General features: G+C 48.2%; 14 protein-coding genes. 13 read left to right on the top strand and 1 reads right to left on the bottom strand.

The window, feature by feature from the left end:
* Positions 1-117: 117 nt before the first annotated feature.
* The gene (gene spoVG / locus HP398_RS27620; RefSeq protein ID WP_007719936.1) at positions 118-405 is read left to right on the top strand and encodes a septation regulator SpoVG; all 288 of its coding nucleotides are present in this window, start codon (positions 118-120) and stop codon (positions 403-405) included.
* A 47-nt stretch (positions 406-452) separates the two neighbouring features.
* Here spoVG and HP398_RS27615 read toward each other — a convergent pair whose 3' ends face one another.
* Positions 453-1469 carry a CobW family GTP-binding protein gene (locus tag HP398_RS27615; protein WP_017246940.1) on the bottom strand — a complete coding sequence of 339 codons (1017 nt, stop codon included), beginning with the start codon at positions 1467-1469 and terminating at the stop codon, positions 453-455.
* Positions 1470-1665: 196 nt separating this feature from the next.
* Here HP398_RS27615 and glmU point away from each other — a divergent pair, with 196 nt between their 5' ends.
* The 12 genes from glmU to HP398_RS27555 all read left to right on the top strand — a co-directional run bounded on the left by glmU (position 1666) and on the right by HP398_RS27555 (position 17052).
* A complete protein-coding gene (gene glmU / locus HP398_RS27610; RefSeq protein ID WP_173624227.1) occupies positions 1666-3051 on the top strand; it encodes a bifunctional UDP-N-acetylglucosamine diphosphorylase/glucosamine-1-phosphate N-acetyltransferase GlmU in 1386 nt (461 codons plus the stop codon).
* Positions 3052-3073: 22 nt separating this feature from the next.
* Entirely contained in the window at positions 3074-4024 is a 951-nt protein-coding gene (locus HP398_RS27605) for a ribose-phosphate diphosphokinase (protein ID WP_017246942.1), read from the top strand.
* Positions 4025-4113: 89 nt separating this feature from the next.
* Positions 4114-4722 (top strand): 50S ribosomal protein L25, encoded by a 609-nt coding sequence (locus HP398_RS27600; protein WP_173624226.1) that lies wholly within the window; start codon positions 4114-4116, stop codon positions 4720-4722.
* A 106-nt stretch (positions 4723-4828) separates the two neighbouring features.
* Positions 4829-5398 (top strand): aminoacyl-tRNA hydrolase, encoded by a 570-nt coding sequence (pth, locus tag HP398_RS27595; protein WP_017246944.1) that lies wholly within the window; start codon positions 4829-4831, stop codon positions 5396-5398.
* 61 nt (positions 5399-5459) lie between these two features.
* Entirely contained in the window at positions 5460-5690 is a 231-nt protein-coding gene (locus HP398_RS27590; RefSeq protein ID WP_007726431.1) for an anti-sigma-F factor Fin, read from the top strand.
* Positions 5691-5836: 146 nt separating this feature from the next.
* Positions 5837-9385 (top strand): transcription-repair coupling factor, encoded by a 3549-nt coding sequence (gene mfd, locus HP398_RS27585; RefSeq protein WP_017246945.1) that lies wholly within the window; start codon positions 5837-5839, stop codon positions 9383-9385.
* Between the two features lie 40 nt (positions 9386-9425).
* Entirely contained in the window at positions 9426-10493 is a 1068-nt protein-coding gene (locus HP398_RS27580) for a peptidylprolyl isomerase (protein ID WP_017246946.1), read from the top strand.
* Between the two features lie 235 nt (positions 10494-10728).
* Positions 10729-11271: a stage V sporulation protein T gene (gene spoVT, locus HP398_RS27575; RefSeq protein ID WP_017246947.1), complete on the top strand. Its 543-nt coding sequence runs from the start codon at positions 10729-10731 to the stop codon at positions 11269-11271.
* Positions 11272-11380: 109 nt separating this feature from the next.
* Positions 11381-13045 (top strand): putative polysaccharide biosynthesis protein, encoded by a 1665-nt coding sequence (locus HP398_RS27570; protein WP_173624225.1) that lies wholly within the window; start codon positions 11381-11383, stop codon positions 13043-13045.
* A 9-nt stretch (positions 13046-13054) separates the two neighbouring features.
* A complete protein-coding gene (yabN, locus tag HP398_RS27565; RefSeq protein ID WP_173624249.1) occupies positions 13055-14524 on the top strand; it encodes a bifunctional methyltransferase/pyrophosphohydrolase YabN in 1470 nt (489 codons plus the stop codon).
* On the top strand, positions 14514-14807 hold the full coding sequence (locus HP398_RS27560; protein ID WP_012683879.1) for an RNA-binding S4 domain-containing protein: 294 nt from the start codon (positions 14514-14516) through the stop codon (positions 14805-14807). The genes yabN and HP398_RS27560 overlap by 11 nt, the downstream gene beginning before the upstream one ends.
* 109 nt (positions 14808-14916) lie before the next feature.
* A complete protein-coding gene (locus HP398_RS27555; protein WP_173624224.1) occupies positions 14917-17052 on the top strand; it encodes a GDYXXLXY domain-containing protein in 2136 nt (711 codons plus the stop codon).
* Positions 17053-17291: the final 239 nt, after the last annotated feature.

Genomic DNA, 17291 nt, shown 5'->3' with positions numbered 1-17291 from the left:
TGACATATAAACATATTTATATATTTTTTCAAATATTGCATAATGGTAAGCAGGAATATTTACCCAGCGAGTGGAAATAATCCTAAACGCGTTACATAGATAAAGGGAGTGAACTAGATGGAAGTAACAGACGTAAGGCTGCGCCGAGTGAATACGGATGGTAGGATGAAAGCGATTGCATCCATTACAATTGACCATGAGTTTGTGGTTCATGATATCCGTGTCATTGACGGAAACAATGGTATGTTTGTAGCTATGCCGAGCAAGCGTACACCAGATGGAGAATTCCGTGATATTGCCCATCCGATTTCTTCGACTACCCGTGAAAAAATCCAGGCAGCAGTTCTCACAGAATACGACCGCGTAGGTCAAGAGGAAGAAAGCACTATCGAAGCTGGTGCTTAAAACACACAAAGCACCCTGTCACTTGCGGCAGGGTGCTTCGGCGTCCGTTAACCATAACATTTTTTTAGGTCGTTCAAAATAATTTCTCGGTCCATGCCTTCCCCGATGAAAACAGCCACCATTTTTGGTCCGAAATTTTCAAAAGGGAACAGGAGCACCTGATTATCGGTATGTTGAAACGAGATCAGCTCGGGCTTTCCGTGAAACTGGACGTAACCTTTTGCCCGATAGACGTTTTTGGGGAGATCGTATAGGAAGTCCTCGAATTTTTTCGCGTCTACTGGTCCGGTGAATACATAGGAAAATGTTTCGATACTATTGTAGAGAGAGGGCTGGCTTGTTTTTAGGCCAAGGGATTGCTTGAGCCTGTCCATCGTGGACATTCGGCCGATGCTTTTCTGTACGGCAATAGGGCGGTTTGTCTCGTTGTCGAGCGGTCGCTCATGAACGGTGCGTTTGACAGACAAAAGCCGGGAGACTTCAATTTCCGCCTGAACAGTAGCATGTATGGGTGCAGTGGGATTGATTTCACTGAGCTTTTGACGAACCCGCTCTATGACATCAGGACTGGTCAAATCGGTTTTGTTCAAAAGAAGCAAGTCTGCGTAACGCACTTGGTTTCGAATCGTTTTGACCAGAGTGCCAGTCGAGGAGAATCGGGAGTTGAGGTCCAGAAAGCGAGAGGCGTCGACAACACTAATGGTCCCTTTTAACTCCAGTCGATCATACAGCTCTGGATGGGTAATCGTATCGATGACATCAAGTGGATCGGCTACGCCAGTAGTCTCGATGAGGATTCGGTCTGGCGCAATGGCGTTCATAATATCTTTCAAACCCTCCGTCAGCTCGCCCTTGATCGAGCAGCAGATGCAGCCATCGAGCATTTTTTTGACAGGAAAGCCGAAGCCTTGCAATTGTTCCCCGTCAATATCTTCCTCCCCCATTTCATTCATCAAGACGACTACTTTCTGGTCTGTGATGCGCAAATGAGTCAGCCATTGTTGCAAAAGGGTGGTTTTTCCGCTTCCTAAATACCCAGTCAGCAAGTATACCTCTGCGCTCATCTAATCCTACCTCCTTCAAAATAACCCCTTTCGCCCAACAATATATCACATTTCTGTCAGAAAATTAAATGTTGTCTGCCTTGTGTCTAACTACTGGCAATGCAAGGAATCGGGGATAATCCTGTATCGATTGTCTTGAAATTCACATATGAATTAGGATATAGTCATTGTGGAACTTCTACGATGGAGGGTTGACATGTCTAAGATCCATGCCGTGGTTCTGGCTGCTGGTCAGGGTACACGGATGAAATCGAAGCTGTACAAAGTCCTGCACCCTGTGTGCGGAAAGCCTATGGTTCAGCATGTAGTCGATACGATGGCGTCCATGCAGGTTCAGGATATCGTTGTCGTCGTAGGTCATGGTGCTGACGCTGTCCGCGCCAAGCTAGGCGAGGATATCACTTATGCACTGCAAGAAGAACAGTTGGGAACGGCACATGCCGTTTCGCAGGCAGCGCCGTTTTTACAGGATAAAGAAGGAACTACGTTTCTTTTATATGGCGACGTTCCCCTCTTGTCAGCGACTACGTTGTCGGCCTTGCTGACCTATCACGAGGAGCAGCAAGCGGCTGCAACTGTATTAACCGCCGTATTACCTGATGCAACAGGTTATGGGCGTATCGTGCGCAATGAGGCGGGCGAAGTATTGCGAATCGTGGAACATAAGGACGCTACAGAAGCGGAACGGGCGATCAGAGAAATTAATACGGGCATATACTGCTATGACAACCGAAAATTATGGAAAGCCTTGGCGGAAGTGAAAAATGACAACGCACAAGGCGAATACTATGTAACAGACGTTGTCGGTATTTTGCGTGAGGCAGGTGAAAAGGTAGTTGGGTACGAAGCGGTTGACCCGGAGGAAACGATGGGTGTGAACGATCGTGTACAGCTATCCGAAGCAGAAGCCTACATGAAAAAACGTATTATGATTGGTCACATGCGAAATGGTGTGACAATCATCGATCCAGCTTCTACGTACATCGAAACTGATGTGAAGATTGAGGCAGATACCGTGATCCACCCAGGTTCTTTCCTGCGTGGACAAACAACCGTGGGAGCTGATTGTGTAATCGGACCTCAAGCGGATCTGACGAATGTGGAAGTAGCGAGTGGCGTGACCATTTCTTACTCGGTAATGGTTGATTCGAGTGTGGAAAGCGAGTCTTCTGTTGGGCCATTTGCTTATGTTCGACCAGGAACACAGATTGGAAGCAATGCTAAAATCGGTGATTTCGTGGAATTGAAAAATGCGAAAATTGGTGACGGTACGAAGGTTCCTCATCTCAGCTATGTAGGAGATGCGGAGATCGGAGACGGAGTCAATATTGGCTGTGGAACGATTACCGTCAACTACGATGGGGCAGTAAAGCATAAAACGACAGTAAAAGACGGCGCATTCATCGGTTGCAACAGCAATCTGGTGGCGCCCGTTACAGTTGGACAAAGTGCTTATGTAGCTGCTGGCTCGACCATTAACCAAGATGTGCCGGATAATGCGCTTGCGATCGCACGTGAGCGTCAAGTCAATAAGATCGATTACGCGAACAAAATGCCTCGCAAGGGCAAAAAGCAATCATAAACGGGAGGTTCTTGAGAAGATCATGGCTAACTACCGCGACCCAAAACTGAAGGTATTTACGTGCAACGCAAACCCGGAACTGGCAAAAGAAATCGCCGAACACATCGGTGTACCACTCGGAAACGCACAAGTAGTGCGCTTTAGTGATGGCGAATGCCAACTCAAACTCAATGAAAGCGTTCGCGGTTGTGACGTATTTGTCATTCAGCCAACATCTGCTCCCGTTAATGAGCATCTGATGGAGCTTTTGGTCATGGTCGATGCATTGAAGCGCGCTTCGGCTAAGAGTATTAACGTGGTAATTCCTTACTACGGCTACGCTCGTCAAGATCGCAAAGCACGTGCACGTGATCCAATCACAGCCAAGCTGGTTGCTAACCTGATCGAGACTGCAGGTGCACAACGTGTGATTACGATGGATCTGCACGCAACACAAATCCAAGGCTTCTTCGATATTCCAGTTGATCATCTGCTGGGTGTGCCTATCTTGGGTAAACACTTCTCTGAAAAAGGTCTGAAAGATATCGTTGTCGTATCTCCAGACCACGGTGGAGTGACTCGTGCTCGTAAATTGGCAGAACGTCTGGAAGCGCCTATTGCCATTATTGACAAACGCCGCCCAGAACCAAACGTAGCCGAAGTAATGAACATCGTAGGTAACATCGAAGGCAAAACAGCGATCATCATCGACGATATTATCGATACCGCTGGAACGATCACACTGGCTGCAAGTGCACTTGTAGAAGCAGGCGCACGTGAAGTATATGCATGCTGCACGCACCCAGTTCTGTCTGGTCCTGCTATCGAGCGTATTGCTAACTCGACGATCAAAGAACTGATTGTGACCAACTCGATCCCGCTGACAGAAGAACAAATTATCGATAAGATTACCGTTCTTTCCGTAGCGCCAATCATTGGTGAAGCAATCATTCGTGTTCACGAAGAGCTTTCCGTAAGCAAGTTGTTCGATTAATATACAATCCCCTGTAGGGGATTGAACTAAACCTCCGATGGACAAGCTAGTGAGGAAACTTTTACTAGCAGTCCGAAGGAGGTTTTTTTGTGGAACAATTACAGGCACAGTCTCGTGAAAAAAAGACAGGCAATGCTGTAAAGGTACTGCGCAAGGAAGGCTGGGTTCCCGGTATTATGTACGGCAGCGAAGTGGGCAATAAGCCGATTCAGCTCAAAGGAAGAGAACTGGATGCGGCCCTGCGTCATCAGACGACGAATAAGCCATTTCGGTTGAGTGTAGACGGGGACACGCACGATGTCATGGTTTATGAGCTGCAACGGCATCCTTTGCAGGGAAACATTTTGCATGCAGATTTTAAGAAGATCAATATGAATGAAAAAATACACACGTCCGTACCTGTCCTCATGACAGGAGATCCGGAGTTGGGTGTGGCTACTCTTGTCCGCCATAGTGTGGAAGTGACTTGCTTGCCAGGTAATATACCAGAATCGTTCCTAGTCGATGTAGACGGGTTCAACATCGGGGATATCGTTTTGGTAGCGGATCTGACAGTCCCGCCAGGAGTGGAGCTAGGGCTTGATTCCACGGAAGTGCTGATCAGTGTCCTGCCAGTTAAGGTCAAGTCCGAAGAATCGATTGATGCGGAGCAAGAAGCAGAGGCAGTGGCCGAAAAAGCAGGAACCGCTAACGAATAAAATCATGGCTTAAAAAAAGAAGGGCGAGGTGATTTCATCTCTGCCCTTCTACTTTTGTTCACGTAACCATTCGAGTACAATGGGGAGAGAGTGGGAGGGAATAAGCGTGAAAGTCATAATTGGATTGGGTAATCCCGGCAAAAAATATGAAGACACCAGACATAATGCTGGCTTTATGGCCATAGATAAGATTAGCGACAAATGGGGAATTCCTGTTACGCAAAACAAGTTTCGTGCACTAGTTGGCGAAGGCCGAATCGAAGGCGAGAAGGTGCTGCTGGTGAAGCCGCAGACGTACATGAATCTCTCTGGTGAATCGGTAGCGGAAGTCCTCAAGTTTTACAAACTGATTCCAGACGATCTCGTTGTTATCTACGACGATCTTGATTTGCCGACCGGACATCTTCGTCTGCGAGAAAAAGGCAGCGCTGGTGGGCACAACGGCATCAAATCGATGATTCAGCATTTGGGCACACAGGAGTTTAAACGAATCAAGGTAGGAATCAGTCGTCCTGAACCAGGGCGGAGCGTCAGCGACTATGTTTTGAATACGTTTCCAGTGGCGGAAAGAGCCGACATTCAAGAAGCGGTGAGCGTGGCTGCTGAAGCATGCGCCATGTGGACAAGAGAGTCGTTTTTAAAGGTCATGAACCATTACAACAGCTTGAAGAAGTAGTATGATTTCCCACCCAATCGTCCATACTAACCGATAGGAACAGTATGGGGGTGGTATGTGCATGAGCATACGCTATACATGTCGTTGCTGCGGCATGAAGATTGCAGAATTTGACGAATCGCAAGTAACAGAAGCGCAGCTCGGGTTTGATTCCTTGACCCCGGAGGAACGTGCTCTTATAATATCGAGAGAACAAAGTGGAGATACGGTCGTCAGCATCACGTGCGACTATTGCCGTGAAGCGCTGATTCAGCATCCAGAGCTTTCGCTAGTCGGAAACCCACTTCAATAAGTGGATACGCATTAGGAAGGCTTGCACTGACAAGGCCTTAGCTTGGGGAGCTAAGGCTTCTTTTCGCATGGCTGACCTGCGGTTATTGTGAACGTGAGCGAGGCTCTGCTTTTAGTTGACAGAAGAATTAGAGAGGGGATTAGTGAATGCAAGTCATCATTAACCCGATGAAACAGGACACGAATGTCGGGACAATCGTGGCTGGTTTGGAGAAGGGGCTTCATGAGCAGCTTGTCTCTGGCTTAGCTGGTTCCGCCCGGCAAGTATTGATGGCGTCATTGCAACAAATGTCAGATCGTCCGGTCTGCGTAGTGACGCATAACATGTACCAAGCACAAAAAGTATACGAAGATTTGATCGAGTTGGTTCCCTCTGATCAGGTGTTGCTTTATCCCGGTAATGAGCTGATTGGCTCTGAGCTTGCCATTGCCAGCCCTGAAATGCTGGCGCAGCGAATTCATGTATTCAACCGTCTGGCCCAAGGCTTTACGGGTTTTTTGGTTGCACCTTTTGCTGGCTTGCGTCGCTTAGTCGTTCCCCCGCAAGTATGGAAGGAAGCACAAATTCAGTTATCTGTCGGTGATGAGCTCGATATTGATTCCTTTTTACTCCGATGTATTGAGCTTGGCTATGAGAGAGTGGACATGGTCGAGCGCAAGGGAGAAATGAGTATTCGCGGTGGAATTATCGATTTGTATCCGATCGATTCGGAGTGGCCGGTGCGGATTGAGCTGTTTGATGTGGAGATCGACTCGATCCGTACGTTTGACATGCTCTCCCAACGGTCACTGGAATCCGTCCAGACTTATATTCTCGGTCCGGCAAAAGAAATGATCGCTTCGACTCCGTTATTGCAGGAATCGGCTGTTCGCTTGGAACAAAAGCTGGGAGAAACCATCGCCAATTTGAAGGATGGGGCTGCCAAGGAAAAAGTCATGGAGCGAATCGGCTCTGATGCAGAGAGAATGAAGCAAGGACAGCGTTTTGCACAGCTGTATTCGTACATCTCTGTCATTTACCCGACGGGTGATACCTTATTGTCCTATATGCCTTCCGATACCTTGCTGATCGTTGATGAGCCTTCCCGTGTGTTGGATACGGCAGCGCAATTGCAAAAAGAAGAAGGGGAATGGCTGACAGGACGCATCATCCAGGGCGAATACATGTCCAATCTCAGCCTGTCGCGCACGTACGACGAGATCGTGTCGACGAAAAAGCGCCAGATCGTTTACCTCTCCCTATTTTTGAGACAATCACCAAAGACTCAGCCGCAAAACATCGTGAATCTGACTTGTCGTACCATGCAAAACTTCCATGGACAGATGAACGTACTGAAAACAGAACTAGCTCGTTGGAAGAAGTCCCAGGATCAGATCGTCTTTGTCGCAGCTGATTTGGAGCGTGCAAAGCGACTGGAGCGTGTCCTGCATGACTACGAAATGGAAGCGGATGTTTTAACTGATGCAGTGGAAACGGTGCCTCCGGGGCGTCCTACGATCATTTTAGGAAATCTCCAGACAGGCTTTGAGCTGCCATTAAACAAGCTGGTCGTTATTACGGAAGGCGAAGTTTTTACAGCAAAACAGCGCAAGGCACGCAAAGTTCAACAGACGATGAACAACGCCGAGCGTATCAAAAACTACCTTGAGCTCAAGCCCGGTGATTTCGTCGTCCACGTCAATCACGGGATTGGGAAATACCTCGGAATTGAAACCAAGGAAATTCTCGGAATTCATAAAGATTACCTTCATATTCAATACGCGGCAGGAGACAGTCTGTTTGTTCCGATTGATCAAATCGACCATGTGCAGAAGTACGTGGCGAGCGAAGAGGCACAGCCGAAGATTTACAGCTTGGGCGGCAGCGAGTGGAAACGGGTCAAAAATAAAGTCCAGTCGTCTGTAAAGGATATCGCTGAAGATTTGATCAAGCTGTACGCAGCACGCGAAGCGGCTGTCGGGCATACATTCTCTCCCGACACGACAGAGCAGCGTGAATTTGAGGCGATGTTCCCGTATCAGGAAACACAAGACCAGCTCCGCGCGATTTCTGAAGTCAAAGCGGACATGGAGCGCAAACGTCCGATGGATCGCCTCGTTTGTGGGGACGTGGGTTACGGGAAGACAGAGGTTGCGATTCGTGCTGCCTTCAAGTCTGTCATGGACGGAAAACAGGTAGCCGTTTTGGTTCCAACTACGATTCTGGCTCAGCAGCATTACGAGACGTTCCGTGAGCGTTTTGCGGAATATCCGATCCGCGTGGAGGTATTGAGTCGATTCCGTTCGCGCAAAGAGCAGAATGCCACGTTAAAAGGACTGAAGGAAGGCACAGTCGATGTCGTCATCGGTACGCACCGTCTCCTTTCCAAAGACCTGACATTCCGCGAGCTCGGTCTGTTAATCGTAGACGAGGAGCAGCGCTTCGGTGTGAGCCACAAGGAAAAGCTCAAGCAGATCAAAACGAATGTGGATGTCATGACACTGACCGCTACGCCGATTCCACGTACCTTGCACATGTCGATGCTCGGTGTGCGTGATTTGTCTGTTATCGAAACACCGCCAGAAAATCGTTTTCCGGTGCAGACGTATGTGATGGATTACAGCCCTGCTTTGGTTCGCGAAGCGATTGAGCGTGAGATGGCTCGTGATGGTCAAGTGTTCTTCCTCTACAACCAAGTACAAGGAATCGAACAGATGGCGGAGCAGATTTCTATGCTCGTTCCTGACGCGCGCATCGCTGTGGCGCATGGGCAGATGAACGAAAGTGAGCTGGAGGGCGTCATTCTCGACTTTTTGGAAGGGAATTTTGACGTATTGGTCAGCACGACGATCATTGAGACCGGGGTGGACATCCCGAACGTCAATACGCTGATTATTTACAATGCAGATAAAATGGGCTTGTCCCAGCTGTATCAGCTGCGTGGACGTGTAGGTCGTTCCAACCGAATTGCGTACGCTTACTTTACGTATCAACGGGACAAGGTGCTGACAGAGGTAGCGGAAAAACGTCTGCAAGCCATCAAGGAATTTACCGAGCTCGGCTCTGGTTTCAAGATCGCGATGCGAGACTTGTCCATTCGTGGAGCCGGTAATTTGCTGGGCGCGGAGCAGCATGGTTTTATTAATACGGTCGGATTCGACTTGTACAGCCAGATGCTGAAAGAGGCCATTGATGAGCTAAAGGGCGAAGTCAAACACGAAATTGTCACACCTGTGGAGATCAATCTGCAACTGGATGCCTATATTCCGTCGATGTACATTACGGACAGCCGACAAAAAATCGAGATGTACAAAAAGTTTGTCGCGGTGTCTACATTGGAAGACGTCGACGATTTGGCAGAGGAGCTGCTAGACCGTTTTGGACCAGTTCCGAAGCCGGTTGATAATCTGTTGACCATTTCCCGTTTGCGTGTGTATGCCCTGAAGCATCACATCACCGAAATTAGCCAAAAGAATCCAGACGAGATTAAATTGTTCCTGCACCCTAGTCAGAACAACAACATCGATGGTGGAGCCTTGTTTGCACTTACCAGTAACTGGAGCAAGAGGGTTGGGCTGTCGGGTGGACAACAGATCACGATTGCTGTTAAAGTAAAGGGGTTAAAAGAAGATGAGGGCGTGCAGTTGGTTGAAAAGCTGCTGCGTCAATTTCACCAGGTGCGAAGAGACACCGGTACGGAAAGCCCCGTGTCTTAACTGACAAAATGGGCTTGCCCGGGAAGGGAGAACCTTATTTATGAAACGTTCTGTAGCGATTCTATCTTCGGCTGTTCTGGTCGTTGCACTCATGACTGGTTGCGGCGGAAAAGCAGAAGAAGCGAAACAAGAATCAAAAACTCCAGCGAATCAGACAGATGGCAGCAATCAAGCTGCTAATGATCCTTTGGTACAATTCCCTAAACTCACTCTGCCTTACGCAGCAGACCCGAAAGCGGTCATTGTGGAGTATCAAGGAGGAACTGTAACAGGAAATGAGTTCGAAGAGTTCCTGCGTGTCATTAACTTCATGAACCCACAACAAGGTACCATGATTGAAATGGCAGATAGCAACTCACTGAAAGCTTTTGCGCGTGAGTATACAGCTACCAAGGTTTTGGCTAGCCGTTCTGACGATGCCATGAAAAAAGAGGCCAAAGAACTCGCTGAGAAAACCTTCGAGAAAATCAAAACGCAGTACATGGGCTTTTTGGGCAAGGATGAAGCTCAGTTCACCAAGCTCTTGGAAGGTCAAGGCGTAACGAAGGACATGATCGTCAATCAGATGAACCTGATCAACCAGTCCATCAATGTGATGAAAAAGAATATCGACGATGCTACGATGAAGCAAACCTATGATCAAATGGACAAAGCTTCCCGTACCGTTGCTTCTGTTCGCCACATCCTGATCTCTACCGAAAAGCGCACACCAGAAGAGGCGTTGAAAATCTCCAACGACTTGGTAGCGCGCCTGAAAAAGGGTGAAGACTTCGCGAAGCTGGCAAAAGAGTTTACAGATGACCCAGGCAGCAAGGAGTCTGGCGGCTTGTACGAAAATGCGGATGTAACGCAATGGGTACCAGAATTTAAAGAAGCATCGCTGACACAAAAAGTCGGTGAAGTTGGCCCGCCAGTAAAAACTGATTTTGGTTACCATATTATTAAGGTCGAGAATCGCAAAGAAAAGACCTTTGATGAGATGAAAGAACAGCTCCGCGCGAGTTCTTTGGAGAAAGCCTACGATGCTTTCGCCAAGAACGAGCTGGACAAGCTCATTACGAAATTCAACATCCCGCAGTCCAAAAACGACGCTCCGGCGAAGAAATAAGAAGTCCGAAGAAAAACAGGGAATTCGTTTCCCTGTTTTTTCGTTTTCTCGCATATTCTTCAAACATGGGCAAATACTATTATCACTCGCTACCACCCGGGGGAGAGTAATTGAGGTAACTGGTAAAAATTGATACGATCACCCATAGTTAAAATTAGAATTTGAGGAAAAAATACAACTAACCAACCACCATCTATTCACTACCCACTTCTCAGGGAAAGCGAGGCAACAAGACATGAAAGCAACTGGTATCGTTCGTCGAATTGACGACCTCGGTAGGGTCGTGATTCCTAAGGAGATTCGTCGTACACTGCGCATTCGTGAGGGCGACCCGCTTGAGATTTTTGTGGATCGTGACGGAGAAGTCATTCTCAAAAAGTATTCACCAATTGGAGAATTGGGTGATTTTGCAAAAGAGTATGCCGACTCTTTGTATGAAAGCATGAATCATACCGTACTGATTTCAGACAGGGATACTGTCATTGCTGTGGCAGGTGCCTCCAAAAAGGAATACTTGGAGAAACCCATTGGTAGTATTGTTGAGAAATGCTTGGAGGAAAGAAAAACCCGACTGGAGAAAAACGTAGGCTCTTATGAAATTTGTCGTGATATGAACGAAACATATGGATCGTTCGTCGTTGCACCCATTGTGGCAGGAGGCGATCCAATCGGGTCCGTGATCCTCCTCAACAAAAACGAGTCAACCAAGATGAGTGATTTGGAGATCAAAATGTCGGAAACAGCGGCCGGTTTCCTGGCAAAGCAGATGGAGCAGTAGGATAGGATCAGCAAAAACAGCCTCGTACCCCGGGGCTGTTTTTCTTGTGCCTATGGCCTTGTGGTATAATGAACGAAGTTTTAGGTTGGAGAGGAGAAATTTCACGCACATGGCTCAAGAAAAGGCTTCCGTTCAATTTGTGAAAGGCGCGGCGATACTTGGAATTGCCGGTCTTGTCTCCAAGCTGTTAGGCGCTGTATACCGCATCCCATACCAAAACATTGCCGGAGATATCGGCTTGTACGTATATATGCAAGTATACCCGCTGTACACCACGTTGTTGATTCTGGCGACGGCGGGTTTTCCCATCGCCATCTCCAAGATCGTCTCAGAGCGCGTCGCTGTCGGGGATGCGATCGGGGCGCGCAGGGCGTTTCGAGTAGCCAGTATATCGCTGGTTGTTCTCGGGATCTTTTTCTTCTTCCTGTTATATGGAGGGGCACCTATGATTGCCCGTATGATGGGTGATGAGCATTTGATTACCCCGCTCCGAGCAGTAGCGTGGTCACTCCCGTTGGTGCCGATGGTTGCGATCTTGCGCGGCTATTTTCAGGGGCATCAAAATATGATGCCGACTGGCGTCTCTCAGGTTGCTGAGCAGTTCATTCGCGTGATTTTCATCCTGGTCGCTGCATTCTGGGCGATGAACATGTATCAGGACCCGTACATGGCTGGTACAGGTGCCGTTTTTGCTGCTTTTCCAGGTGCCATTGCTGCTATTCTCGTCTTGCTTTGGTATTGGAGAAAAGACAAGCAGATGGGGCTAACGACCATCAATCAAGTGCAGCAATCAACCGCGAATTCGTGGACCAATCGCCAGATATTACGTCATCTCTTGACCTATGCCGTTCCGATTTGTATGGGTGCACTGGTTTTGCCGCTTGTTCCGCTTGTAGACTCGATGACCGTCGTCAATATGCTGCAATGGAGCGGGACCCCGGAGGACTTAGCCAAGCTTTTGAAGGGTGCATTTGACCGTGGTCAGCCACTCATTCAGTTTGGTACGTTTTTCGCTACGTCCTTGTCTCTGGCATTAGTGCCTGCGATCAGTGAAGCTGTTGCTCAGCGCCAGCATCAATTGATCTCTCATCGTTCCGAAGTAGCGATTCGGTTGACCTTCCTGTTAGGATTGCCTGCTTCCTTTGGACTTGCTCTGTTGGCGGAGCCGATCAACGTCATGCTCTACGGAGACAGCAACGGTACCGAGGCCCTCGCTGTACAGTCCTTCACGATTATTTTCGCCACGGTGAGTATTGCCAGCGCGGGGATTTTGCAAGGCTTGGGACGTGTAATGCGACCTGCCCGCAACTTGTTTATTGGTGTATTGGTGAAGCTCATCCTCAATCTGGCGCTCGTTCCGTTCTGGGGCATCTCTGGTGCAGCAGTGTCCACCGTTTTAGCTTATTTGGTCGCCATGGGACTGAACGTTCTTGCGGTAAGCAAATACACGGGGGCACAAATCGGATTCCGCCAAACGGTGAAAAAGCCATTCATCTCCGTCGTGGTGATGTCGATTGTCGTGTTGCTGGTCGAGTGGCTCGCTAATACAGTGCTCGGCAGTACCGGACTTTCAAATCGCTTGTTCCATACGCTGGTAGGCTTGATTGCTGTCGGTTCAGGAGCATTGGTCTATTTGCTGGCACTTTTGAAAACGGGTGGACTTACGAGAAATGATATTCAATTTTTGCCAAAAGGAAAGCGAATTGCTTCGCTGTTAACGAAATATAAGCTCCTCCCAGCGGAGAAAGCGAGAATGAACGAAAAGGAGGCGTGACGAGTGGAAATGAAGAATAAGACCATTACCGTGGTCGGTCTTGGTGCCGGAGATTTGGACCAGCTCCCTTATGGCATCTATCGTACACTCAAAGCTGCCAAACAGCTGTATTTGCGCACGAAAGAGCATCCGGTCGTAGCCGATCTGATCGCAGAAGGCATCGCGATTGAGTCCTTTGATGCTGTATATGAGCAGCACGATACGTTTTCCGATGTGTACACCGATATTGTGGAGCGACTTTTTTCACAGGTAAACGAAGCAGGCAGTCTTGTCTATGCCGTGCCTGGCCATCCTTTGGTGGCGGAACGTACTGTGCAGCTGTTGTTGGCAGAGGGACCAAAACGTGGAGTAGAGATCGAAATTGGCGGTGGACAGAGCTTTATCGATCCGTTGTTTGCCCGCCTACATATCGACCCGATCGAGGGATTCTCTTTGCTAGATGGGACGGCGCTCGCTGCTCATCAAGTATCTCCGGGTCTGCATACGATTATCGCGCAAGTGTACGATGCCTTTGTGGCTTCTGATGTGAAGCTGACCTTGATGGAAGTGCTGCCGGACGATTACGAGGTGACGGTAGCGACTGCCGTAGGGGTAGCGGGACAAGAAATCATTGAGACAGTGCCGTTGTATGAACTGGACAGACTCGATCATTTCGGGAATTTGTCCCTGGTGTATGTACCGCCGACGAAGGATGAGAAGGTATCGTACCGCCAATTCTCCTACTTGAAGGAGATCGTTGCGATCCTGCGCAGTCCGGATGGATGCCCGTGGGATCGCGAGCAAACACATCAAAGCATCCGCAAAAACTTGATTGAAGAGACGTACGAGGTTTTGGAGACGATCGACGACGATGATCCAGATGCGATGTGTGAGGAGCTAGGTGATTTGTTGATGCAAATCATGCTGCATTCGCAGATGGCAGCCGAAGACGGATATTTTTCGGTAGATGATGTTGTCGCGACATTGAATGAAAAGCTAGTTCGCCGCCACCCGCACGTATTCGGGGAAAAGAGCGCGAATGATTCCGAGGAAGCACTGGCGAATTGGCAGGAGATCAAAGCACAGGAAAAAGCAGCAAAAGGTATCGATGTAACGGTTCAATCACAGTTGGCGGGAATACCACGTGATTTGCCAGCACTGATGTATGGGTACAAGCTGCAGAAAAAAGCAGCCCAAGTCGGCTTTGACTGGGATGATATTGCAGACGTGTACAAAAAGGTAGAAGAGGAGTACCGCGAGCTGCAAGAAGCATCAGAAGAAGAACGCGCTGGCGAGCTGGGTGATTTGCTATTTGCGGTAGTCAATCTGGCGCGCTTCCTGGGGCTCGATCCGGAAGCAGCCCTCGCGTTGACCAACAACAAGTTCAAGAAGCGCTTTTCCTATATTGAAGGCAAGCTGCAAGAGGCGGGTCGTACCTTCGAGCAGACAGACCTGCAAGAGATGGACAAATGGTGGGAGGAAGCCAAACATGAGACTTGATAAATATTTGAAAGTGTCTCGACTGATCAAGCGGCGCACGCTCGCAAAAGAAGTGTGCGACAAACAGCGTGTGGAAATCAACGATCGCCCTGCAAAGGCGTCCAGTAACGTAAAAATCGGCGACAAGCTGGCGATCCGTTTCGGACAAAAAATCGTGTCAGTAAAAGTAGAGGACATTAAGGAAAACCCGCGCAAGGAAGAAGCGGCTTCGCTGTATACAGTCATTGGCGAAGTTCCCGTTCCGCGTGATGAAAAAGAAGAAGACGCCTACCTCAAAGGGTAATGTACAACGAAAAGAGACTGCCGAGATGGCAGTCTTTTTTTAGGCTTTTTTTCCAAGCAAAGGATATAATGAGAGTACCTGAAGGCATTTCCGAAGGGATGTGTGCTGTGTGCAACAAAACGGAGTTCGAACGGGCTACTTTTTGTCTATTTCGCTTCTGTTATCATCTATCCTGTACTTTTTTGCCTCGAACTGGCCGCTTATGGTCAGGGAGCAAAAGATCGGCGTCAGTGTGGCAATCCTCGTTCTTTTTTATTTGTTATCCTATGGACTGCGTTTCATCAAACGTCATACGTTTTTGAGCAATTGGCTTCTGGTGGCTGGTGGCTTGGCCTTTGGCATCAGCGTGGCTTTGTTGGGGCAAATATACAATAGTCACGCCGATAGCTACATGCTGTTCGTCGTATGGCTCATTCCGAATTTGTTATTTGCGATTTTCACGCGCTATCAGCCGTTCTATGTCATCAGCTATGTCCTCGCTCATTTGGCCATTTACTTCTTTCTCCATCCATCAGTCATTCATGTAGCGCGCGAAGACGAGTGGTGGTTCATGATTTTTTGGTTGATTGCTTTGGGAAATATGGTCTTGTTCTGGCTAACTACGACAGGAAGGTTACATTCTAAACCGATTTACTACTTATCTTTTCTGACCTTTTCCGTCAGTCTTTTCTGGTCAGCTTTCACGGATGTATACGGTTCGTTTCCTGAGCTTTTATATGTCCTTACCGGGGGCATCCTGTTTGTCACGTTTTTAAAGTGGGTGCCGAGTCGCGGGCTTCTGATTGTGACAGCCTCGCTGCTCTCGCTGTTTGTGCTCGTTAAATTCATATCTTACATGGTGATGTATTATTCAGAAGGCTTCTTTATTTTGATGCTGCTGCTGACCGTACTCATTATTTGGGGAGCAGTTGCAGGGATTAATTGGCTGCGCAAGGAATCAGCGTATCAAAAAAGCAAATGGGTTGTGTTTTTTCAAGAGGCATTTACGGTTCTCGTTACGACCATTGCCGCATCTATTGGAGCTATTTCGATAGCAGGTCTGCTTTTTCTGATCATTCAAGAGGAAACGGTTATTGATTTGCTGTTTTTCCTTTCCTTAATTGGCTTTATTGGCCCTGTGGTGTTTATGAGCGGGATGAATGCAACGGTACGATATACGCTGCTCACAATGGGGTATATATTGGGTGTCGGTTCTGTTCTGTTTTTAGAAGGAGCTTACTGGATCGTTTTCCTGTTGGTACTGTTATACGTGTGGAAAGCTGTCTCTGCCATTCCGGCGCGGCTTTTGACACAGTTGACTTTTTTAGTCGTTCTGGCTACGAAGCTGGATGAGTACCTGCCTTCCTTTGAATATGTACTCTTGATCATATTTGCTACGCAGTTGGCGATGCATTACGTAAAGCAATTGCCAGTCGTTTTGCAAAACAGCTCGTTGGTGTACGCCTTACTCTCGCTTTTGATCCTGACAGAGGAAGGGTTTCAATCGGGCTCCATGAATGTGGTAGTGAATCTGGCTTTTTTCGCAGTCAGCACGTATTTGTTGTATCGGACATTGCATCAGCAAAATAAGGTGAGATTCGGTATTGTACTCGGTTTCTGGTTTGCCTTTCTCCTCATGAAGTACTACGACATGCTATGGAGCTTGCTGCACAAGTCACTGAGCCTGCTTTTGCTCAGCCTGGTGTTTTTCATCGCTACCCTGTGGTGGGATCGAAGGTCGAAAATTGAGTGGCCGAGAAGCGAGCCTTCCCTTTTTGTGAGAAAAGCGTTTGTGTTGCTTCCTGTCATTTTGCTGCAATTTGTTTTGATTGGCTATCAAGTATGGAGCAGTGAGACGATCCTGGCCAACGGAAAAACGGTGAAGCTGGAGCTGGTTCCAATCGATCCGCGTTCGTTACTGCAAGGTGATTACGTCAGACTTGGCTACACCATTTCTACACTGGACCAGGAACAGGTTGACTCAGGGGATAAGATTCGAGTCGTACTCCGCCAACAAGCGGATGGCTTGCACAGCTACAGTGGCTATTATGAGATCGATGGTCGATGGAATCGAGCCTACGATCCTCAGTCATCGGATGTGGTGATTAATGGAAGTTCAATCGGTGGCAATCAGGTGGAATACGGCATAGAAAGCTATTTTGTCCCAGAAGGAACCGGACTTGAAGTCGAGCGGAATGCCAAATACGCTATTGTGAAAATTGGTGAGAGAGGCGATGCCATCCTGGAGAGCCTGTCGAACCAGTAGACATTACAAAAGAAGAAGCTGCCTGTGTCATCGGGCAGCTTCTTTTGTGTGGGGAAGTAAACGTTCTTTGGAATCCATTTGCAACACGATCGAGCGGGTGAGGATAACGCCTACGATCCCCAGAAATTGCGGTCGATTCGTTTGGATGGATCGACTTTTCCAAACTGTGGGTTAAATCATTCGTTACCAGTCTGTAACCCTTTCTTGCCGAACATTTCCTATCATAGTAAGGAAATTGT

It is taken from the genome of Brevibacillus sp. HB1.4B, from assembly GCF_013284285.1.
Classification (GTDB): Bacteria; Bacillota; Bacilli; order Brevibacillales; family Brevibacillaceae; genus Brevibacillus; species Brevibacillus porteri.
Note: the sequence above shows the minus strand (reverse complement) of the source record. Positions and strands in the feature narration are given on the sequence as shown.

Excerpts from the sequence above, each read along its gene's own strand:
- spoVG (WP_007719936.1), top strand. The coding sequence starts at position 118 with ATGGAAGTAACAGACGTAAGGCTGCGCCGAGTGAATACGGATGGTAGG.
- HP398_RS27615 (WP_017246940.1), bottom strand. The coding sequence starts at position 1,469 with ATGAGCGCAGAGGTATACTTGCTGACTGGGTATTTAGGAAGCGGAAAA.
- glmU (WP_173624227.1), top strand. The coding sequence starts at position 1,666 with ATGTCTAAGATCCATGCCGTGGTTCTGGCTGCTGGTCAGGGTACACGG.
- HP398_RS27605 (WP_017246942.1), top strand. The coding sequence starts at position 3,074 with ATGGCTAACTACCGCGACCCAAAACTGAAGGTATTTACGTGCAACGCA.
- HP398_RS27590 (WP_007726431.1), top strand. The coding sequence starts at position 5,460 with ATGAGCATACGCTATACATGTCGTTGCTGCGGCATGAAGATTGCAGAA.
- mfd (WP_017246945.1), top strand. The coding sequence starts at position 5,837 with ATGCAAGTCATCATTAACCCGATGAAACAGGACACGAATGTCGGGACA.
- HP398_RS27580 (WP_017246946.1), top strand. The coding sequence starts at position 9,426 with ATGAAACGTTCTGTAGCGATTCTATCTTCGGCTGTTCTGGTCGTTGCA.
- spoVT (WP_017246947.1), top strand. The coding sequence starts at position 10,729 with ATGAAAGCAACTGGTATCGTTCGTCGAATTGACGACCTCGGTAGGGTC.
- HP398_RS27570 (WP_173624225.1), top strand. The coding sequence starts at position 11,381 with ATGGCTCAAGAAAAGGCTTCCGTTCAATTTGTGAAAGGCGCGGCGATA.
- yabN (WP_173624249.1), top strand. The coding sequence starts at position 13,055 with ATGAAGAATAAGACCATTACCGTGGTCGGTCTTGGTGCCGGAGATTTG.
- HP398_RS27560 (WP_012683879.1), top strand. The coding sequence starts at position 14,514 with ATGAGACTTGATAAATATTTGAAAGTGTCTCGACTGATCAAGCGGCGC.